Genomic DNA, 10,124 nt, shown 5'->3' with positions numbered 1-10,124 from the left:
GGGGTTCAGCCGCGGCGCGGGCGGGGGGAACGCCGGGGACGGGGCGGGCGCCCGCCCCGGGACGGCCCGGCCCCCGCCTCCGGCGCGCGGGAGCCGGTCTCCGGCCGGGCGGTGGCGGGCCAGTGGGAGGGCCGGGCGAGGGCGGGCGGGACGCGGGTGGCGGCGTCGCCCCTGGCGGCGTCGAGCTGGGCCTGGGTGAGGAAGATCGCGCCGGTGAGGTCGGCTCCCGCCAGGTCCGCCCCGCGCAGGTCGGCGCCGATCAGGTCGGCCTGCCGCAGGTCGGCGCCCCGCAGGTCGGCACCGATGAGGTACGCCCCCCGCAGGTTCGCCCCCCGCAGGTCGGCCCCCTTGAGCCGGGCCCCGATGAGGTCGGCCCCCCGCCGGTCCTTGCCCCGGTGACCGGCCCTGGCCAGCTCGCTCGCCCGCAGCAGCAGCTCGTTGACCGCGGCCCGGTGCGGCGCCACCTCGAACGCCTCCAGGACGTCCACGCCCTGCCGGGTGAGCCGGTCGGTCTCGTCGAGAGCCCGGCGCAGCTCGGCGTGGACCGGCCGGGCGGGCTCCAGGGCCAGCGCCTCGGCGAGGTACCACATCAGCTCGTGCAGCTGCCGCACGACCGGGAAGACCGCGTACATCCGCCGGGCCGTCCCCGGCGCCTCCCGCCAGCTCCGCCCCTCGAAGGTGATCTGCGAGACCTTCTGCCCCGCCCCGAAGCAGTCGAAGACGGTGCAGCCGGGGTAGCCGCGCTGCCGTAGCTGCCCGTGGATGGAGCAGCGGAAGTCCTCGCGCAGGTTGCCGCAGGGCTCGCCCGCGGCCTTGTCGGCGGCGAAGTCGGCCGAGGCCGCGAACGGCAGCGCGACGCAGCACAGCCCGAAGCAGTCGGCACAGTCGGACAGCAGGCCGAGCTCGCGGAGGTCGTCGGAACGGGGCAACGTGCGGATCTCCTCACAAGGGGTGGCAGGCCAAGGGTATGCGAGGACGCGGGGCGGAGCGGAACCGCTCAGGGCACGTGCGCTCAGGGCACGTGCGCTCAGGGGTAGGTGTAGGGCGTCGTCGTGGCCAGGGCGGCGAACCCGAGCCGCTCCAGGATCGGCCGGCTCTCGCTGGAAGCGTCCACCTGGAGATAGCGGTAGCCGCGCGCCAGCGCGGCGCGGGCCCGGTAGGCGACCAGCGCCCGGTACACGCCCCGCCCGCGCCACTCCGGCGTCGTGCCGCCGCCCCACAGGCTGGCGAACTCCGTCCCGGGATGCAGGTCCATCCGGGCGGCGCTGATCGGGACGTCCCCCGCCATCGCGACGACGGCCACCACGTCGCCCGCGGCGAGCTGCGCCGTCAGCCGCTCCCTGATGTGGACCCGGCTGTCCCCGAACACCCGCTCGTGCACCCCGGCCACCAGCTCGACGCCCTCCGGGCCGGTCACCGGCACCAGCCGCACCCCGTCCGGCTCGACGACCGGGACGGCGATCCGCTCGGTCTCGGCGATCATGAGGGTTTCGGCCGGCTCGGCGGTGAAGCCGGCCGCGAGCAGCCGCCGGTCGAGATCGGCCGGGCGGTCGTGACCGTAGAGCTTCCACTCGAACCGCCTGCCCAGCGCCCCGAAGTGGCGGATCTGCTCGGCGATCGCCTCGTCCGCCGTGCGCTCGTCCAGGTCCGACCACAGGACGCCGTTCCAGCACGGCTCCGGCCCGGACTGCCGCACCACCCGGCCGGCCCGCTCCACCACGGCCCCGGCCGCGTCGGGACGGGCCTCGCGGCGGAAGCACCGCTCGAACAGGTGCAACACCTCATCGCGATCCATCCGGCCACCCCAGCACCCCGGAGCCGGCCGTGGCAACCGGTTTACCGGCGCGGGCTCACCCGCCGAAGCGCCGCTGCCGGGCGGCGAAGCTGCGCAGCGCGCGCAGGAAGTCGATCTCGCGGAAGGCCGGCCAGTACGCCTCGCAGAAGTACAGCTCGGAGTAGGCCGACTGCCACAGCAGGAAGTTCGACATACGCTGCTCGCCGCTGGTGCGGATGACGAGGTCGGGGTCCGGCCGCCCGGCGGTGTAGAGGTGGCCGGCCAGGTCGTCGGCGGTCAGCGTGTCGGCCAGCTCGCGCATGGACTGCCCGGCCTCGGCCCGCTCGTACAGCAGCTCGCGCAGCGCGTCGATGACCTCCTGGCGGCCGCCGTACCCGATGGCCAGCGTCAGGTGGAAGCCGGTCGCGCAGGCGCGGGTCGCCTCGACGGCGTTCTTGAGCGCGCGGGCGGTGGTGTCGGGCAGCATGTCGAGCAGCCCGGCGACGTGGACGCGCCAGCGGGCGTCCGGCCGGGCGAGCCGGTCGGCGACCATCCGCTCGATCACCTCCAGCAGGAAGGCGACCTCCTCGTCCCCCCGGCGCTGGAGGTTCTCCGTCGAGCACAGGAACAACGTCAGGTGCCTGATGCCGAGGCCCTCGCACCACGACAGCACGTCGTGGATGTGGTCGGCGCCGTACTCGTGGCCCAGGCGCGGGTCGGCGAGGCCCACCTGCCTGGCCCAGCGCCGGTTGCCGTCCACGATGAGGCCGACGTGGCCGGGCAGCGGGCCGGCCATGACCTGACTGCGCAGGCGCCGCGCGTAGAGGGCGCGGAGAAGATCGTTGACGTTCATCACTCCAGGATGGCAGCGCGGGATCAGCCGGTCCGGGCGGATTCGAGGAAGTCGGCGCAGCGGTCGAGCAGGGCGACGAGGGTCCGCCGCTCCTCGTCGGTGAACTGGGCGGCGAGGGCGCGCTCCAGCCGGACGGCGCGGGCGTCGGCGGCGGCCATCGCCTCCTCGCCCTTGGGGGTGAGCCGGGTCTCCAGGATGTTCTTGTGCCACTCGTGCGGGGTGCGCTCGATGAGGCCGAGCTCCTGGAGGTTCTTGAGCACGGTGTTCATGGTGGGCGGGGTGACGCCGCAGGCGCGGGCCAGCGCGGCGGCCGAGATGCCGGGGTTCTCCCCCAGGTGCAGCAGCGCCGAGTACTGCGGCACGGTGAGGCCGGCCGGTTTGAGCGCGGCGTTCTTGGCCGCGCTGAGCGCTTGATCCGCGCGCTTGACGTGCGCCCCCAGGCGCTCGGCGAGAGGCATGGACGTCATCTCCGCATGATAACGACCACGCCGGAACGGAGTTGACGGATATTAGAGCTCTAACTATCGTTCGTATGCGTACACATAAATGTGTCCTATCGATCTAAGGGGATCCTCGTGATCACGTTCCGCGCGCCCGTCGCCCTCGCCGCCGCGGCCCTGGCCGCCGCGCTCACCGCGGCACCCGCCCCCGCCCAGGCCGCTCCGCGCGTCACCACCGCGTACGAGCTGCCCGGCGACCGGGTCTACCCCGAGGGCATCACCGCCGATCCGCGCACCGGCGTCCTCTACGCCGCCTCCTGGGCCGACGGCACCGTCTACGCCATGACGCCCGGCAGGAAGACCGCCGCGATCTTCCTCCCGGCCGGGTCCGACGGCCGCGACACCGCCAACGGGCTGGAGGCCGACGGCGCGGGCCGCCTGTGGGTCACCGACTCCACCAGCGGGGTCTTCGTGTACGACACGCGTACCCGCGAGCTGCTGGCCCGCTTCGACGTCCCGGCCGGGGCGCCGAGCTTCGTCAACGACCTGGCCGTCGCCCCCGGCGGCGCCGTCTACGTCACCGACAGCCTGCGCGCCGTCGTCTACCGGATCACCCCCGCCCAGTTCGAGCAGGCGAGGGGCGGGGCCGCGGAGCTGACCCCGTACGCCGAGCTGGGCGGCTCGCTCGACGCCCACCCCGACGGCGCCTACACGCTCAACGGCATCGTCACCGACCCGTCCGGGCGCTACCTGCTGACCGCCGACATGACCGGCGGCGACCTGTTCCGCGTGGATCTGTCCACCCGCGAGGTGCGGCGGGTCGCGCTGCGCGGCGGCGACCTGCTGCACGCCGACGGGCTGGAGCTGCGCCGGGGCACGCTGTGGGCGGTGCACAACACCGCGGACACGATCAGCCGCTGGCACGTCGCCGCGGACGGCGGGGCCGCGCGGCTGGAGCGGCGGCTCACCGACCCGGCGCTGGAGCTGCCCACCACGCTGGTCCGCGTGAAGGACACGCTCTACGTGGTCCGCTCCCAGTTCGACAGGGGCGGGCCGCTGGGGAACGAGGGGGCGCCGCGGATCCCGTTCACCGTCGCCGCGGTCCGCGGCCTCTGACCGGACGCGGCTTCGCTCGGACCGGCCGACGCGGCCCCGCGCCGAACGGACGCGGCCCCGCGCCAGCCGGTCCGGACCCCGCGCCGGCCGATCGGGATCCCGTGCCGGCTGATCGGGATCCCGCGCCGGTCGTCAGGCGCCGGGCCAGGGGTCTCCCCAGCCGGTGTCCCTGGCCTGGCGGTAGAGCTCGCCCTGCCGCTTGGAGACGATCACGTCGCGGATGCCGTCCGTCTCGGTGCACAGGCGCAGCGACACCACGCCCTTGCGCTTCTGCGGGTGGCGCAGCACCCGGGCGGCGGCCCGCGGCCAGGGGCGGGCGGTGGCGGCGACGTAGGAGAACTTCTCGTCCTCGAAGCTGAGGGTGCCCGCCTTGATCTGGCGGTGCAGGGACGTCCGGGGCAGGCGTACCGAGAAGTGGCACCAGTCGCGGCCGGGCACGATCGGGCAGGGGCCGTCGTGCGGGCAGGGCGCGACGACCGTCAGCCCCTCCCCCGTCAGCACCTCGCGGGCCGCGGCGACCGTGGCGTAGCCGGCGGGGGTGCCCGGCTCGATGATGATCACCAGGGCGGCGTCGCGGGCGAGCCAGCGCACGACGTCCGGGCGGTCCTGCTCGGGGAGTTCGCCCAGCGCGTACGACATGGTCGCCAGGTCGGCGCGGGGCCGGTCGAGCCCCGGCCGGACGGCCGCCTGCCGCCAGGCGGTGTCGCGCACGGCGGCGGCCCGCGACGTACGGGCCAGCCGCCTGCCCAGGTCGATGACGTGCGGGTCGCGCTCGATGACCGTGACCTGGCGCAGGGACGGCCAGACACCGCCCGCCGCCCAGACCGCCGCCCCGGTGCCGCCGCCCGCGTCCAGGTGGCTGACCGGCTCGAACCCCGGCGCCAGGGCCGCCGCGTGCCGCATCGCCGCGGCGGCGGCCTCGTACGTGGCGGGCATGCGGTAGGCGGCGTAGGCCGCGACGTCCGCCTGGCCGCGCATGTGGGCGGCCCCGGCGGGAGCGCCGCCGCCGCGGTAACGCTCGGTGAGCTGCGCGACCGAACGGGCCAGCTCCTGCGGCGAGTGGCGGGCCAGGGCCTTGTCCAGGGCGGCGCTGAGGTCGTCGGGCAGCATGGGCGGGTTCGCTTTCGGATGGATCGGCGGGCTTGTGGCCGGCGGGCTTACGGTCGGCAGGCTTGTGGTCGGCGGGCTTACGGTCAGCGGGCTTACGGTCGGCAGGCTTGTGGTCGGCGGGCTTACGGTCGGCGGGATCACGGGTCGAGGTGAGGCGCCGGCGGGCTCGCGGGCGGGGCCGCCGGGTGGCCGGTGCCTCGCGGGTCGCGACGTGCCCTTGGACGTGGCCCCAGACGTGCCATTATCGGTCATCGGCGCCACCGCCCGCCCCTTGAGCGTCGCGGCGGGCGGGTGCGCCCGTGGCGAACGGCCGCCGCGCCCGCCCCCGCCGGCGCCTACGGTCGTCCACATGATGATCGTGAACGGCACCGGCATCGCCTACGAGGAGTCCGCCCCGAGGGAGCCGGCGGGCACGGTCGTGCTCGTCCACGCCGCCGTGGGCGACCAGCGCATGTGGGACCACCAGTTCCGCGCCCTGTCGGAGCGCCACCGGGTGATCCGCTACGACCGGCGCGGCTCCGGCCGCTCGGGCGACGCCACGGGCGAGGTGTGCCACCACGAGGACCTTCTCGCCGTCATGGACGCGCTGGAGGTGGACCGCGCGCTCCTGGTGGGCTCGTCGATGGGCGGCGGGTACGCCGTCGAGGCGGCCCTCGCCGCCCCGTCGCGGGTGGCGGGGCTCGTGCTGGTCGGCGCGGGCCTGCCGGGCCACGCCTGGCCGCCCGAGATGCTGGCGCAGGCCCGCGAGCGCGTGCACGGCGCGGTGCCCGCCGACCGGCTGAGCCGCTACCGCGCCGGCGCCGCCGGGCACGTCGATCCCGCGGACGCCCGCGCGATGGCGGAGGCGCACACGCTGTGGCAGGTCGCGGGGCCCGACCGCGACCGGGGCGCGCTGCCCGCCGAGGTGTGGGAAGCCGCGGTGGAGATGTGCGCGCTGGCCTTCCTGCGCTCCTGGACCGCCCCCGCCGTGACCGAGCGTTTCCTCGACCCGCCGGCCGCGGGCCGCCTGCCGGAGATCGCCGCGCCCACCCTGGTGATCAACGGCCTGTCGGACGTCCCGGGCATCCAGGAGGTCTCCCGCGTCCTGGCCGGAGGCATCCGGGGCGCCCGCCTGCTCGACCTCCCCGACACCGGCCACCTCCCGCCCCTGGAGCGCCCCGCCGAGGTGACGGCCGCCCTGGAGGCGTTCGCGGCGAAGGTGTTCGCCGCGAAGGCGCCCGCAACGGAGACATCCACGGCGGAGACACCCGCAACGGAGGCGCCCACGGCGGAAGCGCCCGCAACGGGGGCGCCCGGGCTCAGGCGTCGATGAGCGCGGCCAGCCGTTTGGGCGCGACCAGCCGGTAGCTGTCCCTGACCAGCTCGTCGATCTCCGCCCAGTCCTGCTCGACGTCGAGCCGCGCCCCCACCCAGCCCTTGGCGCCGACATAGGCGGGCACGAAGAACCGCTCCGGCTGCGACGACACCAGCGCCTCCTGCACCCCCGGCCCCGCCTTGAACGTCATCGACCGCCCGTCCTCGCTGGTCATGAGGAACAACTTGTCCCTGACCCGGTAGGAGGGCGCGGTGTGCCCGCCGAACGGCTTCTCCTCCGCCTCGGGCAGTGCCAGGCAGATCTCCCGCAGCCGCGCCGCCACATCGTCGACCATGCAAGCCTCCCGCTCGTCACCGAGACGCCGAGACTACCGCGCCCCTCCGACATTTCCCCGCCGGGATCCTTGAGAGACGTTCGGGCCTAACAGAGCAGAACGTGGTCGCCATCAAGCCACGGACGCGGCGTCACGGCAGGCCGAAGCGTTGGACATCGCGCGAGGACCGCAGAGGCCGGCTGCCTGCCACGGTCAGGGCCCGGGGACACGTGCCGCCCGGCGGCCACGTCACGCCCTACGGGCTTGCCTGGCCTGCGTCCCGGTGGAGTTGCCCGACCAGGGCGGTCAGTTCCCGATCGCCGCTGATGCCGGCGAGAGTCTGTTCGAGGACGTTGACATAGGTTGCGCGCGCGGCGGTGACGGCTTCGCGGCCGCGATCGGTGATCTGCGTGTAGACCCCCCGCCGGTCGGTCGGGCAGTGAAAGCGTTCGGTCAGGCCCATCCGCTCAAGCCGGGCAACCAGGCGGCTGACCGAACTCTGCTGGAGCGGGATCGCGTCGGCGAGGACTTGCTGACGCAGGTGACCGCCGTCGTCGGAGTAGGCCAGCGCCGCAAGGGCGGTGTACTCGGAGACGGACAGGCCATGCTCGTTCTGCAGGGCGCGGTCCAGTGCCTCCTGGACGACGGCCTCCAGGTGCCTCAGCGCCTGCCAGCGTCTTTCGAGGTCCGACGGCAGTTCGATGCGCGGGACGCGTCCGGTGACCTGCGGCATTGTCCCTCCTTCCTTGAGCACCAGTTTGACATGCATTCCATGCATAGACAATCTATGCATAAGCAAATATTGTACGTACATGGGAGGACTCATGCGTGCCTTCGTCACCGGCGCCACTGGATACATCGGAGGCTCCGTCGCCGACCGAATGCTGCAGGCCGGCCACCAGGTCATTGGGCTGGCCCGCAGTCCCGAGAAGGCGCGCATGCTTGAGCGCCTGGGCGTGACCCCGGTCGTGGGGACCCTGGACGACCAGGCCCTTCTCGCCGAGCAGGCGCAGGCCGCCGACGCTGTCGTCAACGCTGCTGACAGCGACCACCGAGGTGCCGTGGAAGCACTGGTGGAGGCGCTCGCGGGATCGGGCAAGCCGCTGCTGCACACCAGCGGGTCGAGCATCGTGGGCACCGATTCCCGCGGAGAGCCGTCCGAGGAGATCTTCGGGGAGGAGATCTTCGATCCGGAGTCGCCCTGGCGGCCGGCCGGCGACAAGGAAGCCCGGGCGGCGATCGACCGGTACGTCCTGGCCGCCTCCAGCCGAAAGGTCCGGTCGGTGGTTCTGTGCAACACTCTGATCTACGGCCACGGTCGGGGGCTGAGCCGCGACAGCGTGCAGATCCCCGCCCTGGCCCGGCAGGCGCAGAGGAGCGGGACCGTCCGCAGGATCGGGGCCGGCCGCAACATCTGGTCGAACGTCCACATTGATGACGTGGCTGACCTCTATCTACTCGCGCTCGATGCGGCTCCCTCCGGGTCGTTCTACTTCGTGGAAAACGGTGAGGCGTCGTTCGGCGAGATCACCGCCGCCATCGCAGAGGCGCTGGGCCTGGGACCTGCCGAGGCGTGGGACATCGACGCCGCGATTCAGGAGTGGGGCTACGAGGCCGCCGTCTTCGCCCTCGGCTCCAACAGCCGGGTCCGAGGCGAGCGCGCCCGCGCCCAACTCGGCTGGCGACCTCGGCACACCTCCGTCCTGGACTGGATCAAAAACGAACTCACCAAGGACTGAGATCAGTCGTCCGGCCAGGAGCCAATGCCATCTCGGGCAGGTGTGCGCGTGCGCTCCCGCCCGCGACTGATCGTCGGTTGTCCACGCCAATCGATCCTGCTCGACCTGCCCACCCTGCCGAGATCCCGGCTTACTCGCCACCGTACGGCTAGCTGCCGGTGCCCTCGGGCGGCTGCTCGCCAGCCGTTCGTCGGCACTCGGCGAGCGTGGCGAGCAGGCGGCCGTCCATCACGCGGACGTGGTGACAGGTGATGGTGGTGCCGAGGGGCGGGAAGCGTTCGCCTCCATCACTGTCGGGCGTGGAGCAGGGCGGTCGAGACGGTCCAGAGGCGCTTGGCGGTGGCGGGGTCGAGTGCCCATTCCTTGACGCCGTGCGGGTGCCGGGCGAGGTCGGCATGCGGCCGGGCGCCGGTAATTGCGTTGCCGCGTCCGGGAAGGGTGGGCATGCTGGGCTGATCGAGCGGCGACGAGCGCTGCCTGAACGAAGGAGGGCTGACGGATGACCATCACGGCACTGCGGCATGTCCGCATCAGCCCCACCCACTTGTTCAGGAGCACGCACGTTGTCTTCCGGATACGAACTCCCTGATCCCCACTCCCCTCTCGACTCCCCTGTGTCACCTCCGGCCGGCGCCTTCGTCTTCGCGTTCCATCCGGTGGACGAGGAGCTGGGCCCGGGTCAGCGGTGGTCCACCTGGCTGGAGGTCGAGCGCGGTTGCCGCGGCCCCGAGCCACGCCCCTCGTGGGTCGTGACGGACCAGGCCGCGATCGACACCGAGCTCGGCATACTCAAGACCGGCAAGGAAGCCGACGTCTTCCTGCTCGAACGGGCCGTCCAGGCCATCGGCGGCAATCCGGCGAAGTCCTCGCTGCTGGCCGCGAAGCGGTACCGCACCGAGGAGCACCGCTCCTTCCACCGCAAAGCGTCGTACGTCGAGGGCCGCCGCACCCGCAACAGCCGCGACAGCCGGGCGATGGCGAAGAAGACCGCGCACGGCCGCGGCGTCGCGGCCGGCCAGTGGGCGTACGCCGAATGGGACGCCCTCAACCGCCTGTGGAAGGCCGGCGTCCCGGTGCCCTACCCCGTGCAGGTGGACGGCACGGAGCTGCTGATGGAGTTCATCGACGACGGCGAGGGCGGTGCCGCGCCCCGGCTCGCCCAGGTCCGGCCGCCGAAGGACCTGCTCGGCGGGTACTTCGAGCAGCTCCGCGACGGCATGCGCGAACTGGCCCGCGCGGGGCTCGCGCACGGCGACCTGTCGCCGTACAACGTCCTGGCGCAGGGCGAGCGGATCGTGTTGATCGACCTGCCCCAGGTCGTCGACATCGTGGGCAACCCGCAGGGCCTGGACCTGCTGATGCGCGACTGCCGCACCATGGCCGCGTGGTTCACGAACCGCGGGTTCGAGGTCGACGAGCAGGAGCTGTTCGCCGACCTGCTGGCGACGGTGTTCTGATCGCCCC

12 protein-coding genes are annotated in these 10,124 nt (G+C 73.4%); 4 read left to right on the top strand and 8 right to left on the bottom strand.

The window, feature by feature from the left end:
* Nucleotides 1–5: 5 nt before the first annotated feature.
* The 4 genes from AB0H75_RS17620 to AB0H75_RS17605 form a co-directional block, all read right to left on the bottom strand.
* Nucleotides 6–929 carry a pentapeptide repeat-containing protein gene (locus AB0H75_RS17620; protein WP_367797220.1) on the bottom strand — a complete coding sequence of 308 codons (924 nt, stop codon included), beginning with the start codon at nucleotides 927–929 and terminating at the stop codon, nucleotides 6–8.
* A gap of 98 nt (nucleotides 930–1,027) precedes the next feature.
* Complete coding sequence (locus tag AB0H75_RS17615) at nucleotides 1,028–1,795, bottom strand: GNAT family N-acetyltransferase (RefSeq protein ID WP_367797218.1); 768 nt, start codon at nucleotides 1,793–1,795, stop codon at nucleotides 1,028–1,030.
* A gap of 55 nt (nucleotides 1,796–1,850) precedes the next feature.
* Nucleotides 1,851–2,627 carry a polyprenyl diphosphate synthase gene (uppS, locus tag AB0H75_RS17610; RefSeq protein ID WP_367797216.1) on the bottom strand — a complete coding sequence of 259 codons (777 nt, stop codon included), beginning with the start codon at nucleotides 2,625–2,627 and terminating at the stop codon, nucleotides 1,851–1,853.
* Nucleotides 2,628–2,650: 23 nt separating this feature from the next.
* Nucleotides 2,651–3,094: a MarR family winged helix-turn-helix transcriptional regulator gene (locus tag AB0H75_RS17605; protein ID WP_367797214.1), complete on the bottom strand. Its 444-nt coding sequence runs from the start codon at nucleotides 3,092–3,094 to the stop codon at nucleotides 2,651–2,653.
* A gap of 108 nt (nucleotides 3,095–3,202) precedes the next feature.
* On the opposite strand from AB0H75_RS17605, the gene AB0H75_RS17600 reads away from it, so the two are divergent.
* The gene (locus AB0H75_RS17600) at nucleotides 3,203–4,183 is read left to right on the top strand and encodes an SMP-30/gluconolactonase/LRE family protein (RefSeq protein ID WP_367797212.1); all 981 of its coding nucleotides are present in this window, start codon (nucleotides 3,203–3,205) and stop codon (nucleotides 4,181–4,183) included.
* 132 nt (nucleotides 4,184–4,315) lie between these two features.
* Here AB0H75_RS17600 and AB0H75_RS17595 read toward each other — a convergent pair whose 3' ends face one another.
* Nucleotides 4,316–5,293 carry a small ribosomal subunit Rsm22 family protein gene (locus AB0H75_RS17595; RefSeq protein WP_367797210.1) on the bottom strand — a complete coding sequence of 326 codons (978 nt, stop codon included), beginning with the start codon at nucleotides 5,291–5,293 and terminating at the stop codon, nucleotides 4,316–4,318.
* 349 nt (nucleotides 5,294–5,642) lie between these two features.
* Between AB0H75_RS17595 and AB0H75_RS17590 the strand changes: the two genes are divergently transcribed.
* Nucleotides 5,643–6,605, top strand: a complete 963-nt coding sequence (locus AB0H75_RS17590; RefSeq protein WP_367797208.1) for an alpha/beta fold hydrolase — start codon at nucleotides 5,643–5,645, stop codon at nucleotides 6,603–6,605.
* Here the strand turns inward: AB0H75_RS17590 and AB0H75_RS17585 are convergent.
* A complete protein-coding gene (locus AB0H75_RS17585) occupies nucleotides 6,592–6,942 on the bottom strand; it encodes an MmcQ/YjbR family DNA-binding protein (RefSeq protein ID WP_367797206.1) in 351 nt (116 codons plus the stop codon). The two genes, AB0H75_RS17590 and AB0H75_RS17585, sit on opposite strands and share 14 nt — an antisense overlap.
* Nucleotides 6,943–7,177: 235 nt before the next feature.
* The gene (locus AB0H75_RS17580) at nucleotides 7,178–7,654 is read right to left on the bottom strand and encodes a MarR family winged helix-turn-helix transcriptional regulator (protein ID WP_367797204.1); all 477 of its coding nucleotides are present in this window, start codon (nucleotides 7,652–7,654) and stop codon (nucleotides 7,178–7,180) included.
* A gap of 91 nt (nucleotides 7,655–7,745) precedes the next feature.
* Here AB0H75_RS17580 and AB0H75_RS17575 point away from each other — a divergent pair, with 91 nt between their 5' ends.
* Nucleotides 7,746–8,660, top strand: coding sequence for an NAD-dependent epimerase/dehydratase family protein (locus AB0H75_RS17575; RefSeq protein WP_367797202.1), 915 nt, complete (start codon nucleotides 7,746–7,748; stop codon nucleotides 8,658–8,660).
* Between the two features lie 287 nt (nucleotides 8,661–8,947).
* Here the strand turns inward: AB0H75_RS17575 and AB0H75_RS17570 are convergent, their stop codons facing one another.
* On the bottom strand, nucleotides 8,948–9,106 hold the full coding sequence (locus tag AB0H75_RS17570) for a hypothetical protein (protein WP_367797200.1): 159 nt from the start codon (nucleotides 9,104–9,106) through the stop codon (nucleotides 8,948–8,950).
* A 168-nt stretch (nucleotides 9,107–9,274) separates the two neighbouring features.
* On the opposite strand from AB0H75_RS17570, the gene AB0H75_RS17565 reads away from it, so the two are divergent.
* On the top strand, nucleotides 9,275–10,117 hold the full coding sequence (locus tag AB0H75_RS17565; RefSeq protein ID WP_367797198.1) for a serine protein kinase RIO: 843 nt from the start codon (nucleotides 9,275–9,277) through the stop codon (nucleotides 10,115–10,117).
* The last annotated feature ends 7 nt before the right edge of the window (nucleotides 10,118–10,124 follow it).

The sequence above is a fragment of the Nonomuraea sp. NPDC050783 genome (assembly GCF_040802095.1).
Classification (GTDB): Bacteria; Actinomycetota; Actinomycetes; order Streptosporangiales; family Streptosporangiaceae; genus Nonomuraea.
Note: the sequence above shows the minus strand (reverse complement) of the source record. Positions and strands in the feature narration are given on the sequence as shown.

Excerpts from the sequence above, each read along its gene's own strand:
- AB0H75_RS17575 (WP_367797202.1), top strand. The coding sequence starts at position 7,746 with ATGCGTGCCTTCGTCACCGGCGCCACTGGATACATCGGAGGCTCCGTC.
- AB0H75_RS17585 (WP_367797206.1), bottom strand. The coding sequence starts at position 6,942 with ATGGTCGACGATGTGGCGGCGCGGCTGCGGGAGATCTGCCTGGCACTG.
- AB0H75_RS17570 (WP_367797200.1), bottom strand. The coding sequence starts at position 9,106 with ATGCCCACCCTTCCCGGACGCGGCAACGCAATTACCGGCGCCCGGCCG.
- AB0H75_RS17590 (WP_367797208.1), top strand. The coding sequence starts at position 5,643 with ATGATGATCGTGAACGGCACCGGCATCGCCTACGAGGAGTCCGCCCCG.
- uppS (WP_367797216.1), bottom strand. The coding sequence starts at position 2,627 with ATGAACGTCAACGATCTTCTCCGCGCCCTCTACGCGCGGCGCCTGCGC.
- AB0H75_RS17580 (WP_367797204.1), bottom strand. The coding sequence starts at position 7,654 with ATGCCGCAGGTCACCGGACGCGTCCCGCGCATCGAACTGCCGTCGGAC.
- AB0H75_RS17595 (WP_367797210.1), bottom strand. The coding sequence starts at position 5,293 with ATGCTGCCCGACGACCTCAGCGCCGCCCTGGACAAGGCCCTGGCCCGC.
- AB0H75_RS17615 (WP_367797218.1), bottom strand. The coding sequence starts at position 1,795 with ATGGATCGCGATGAGGTGTTGCACCTGTTCGAGCGGTGCTTCCGCCGC.
- AB0H75_RS17605 (WP_367797214.1), bottom strand. The coding sequence starts at position 3,094 with ATGACGTCCATGCCTCTCGCCGAGCGCCTGGGGGCGCACGTCAAGCGC.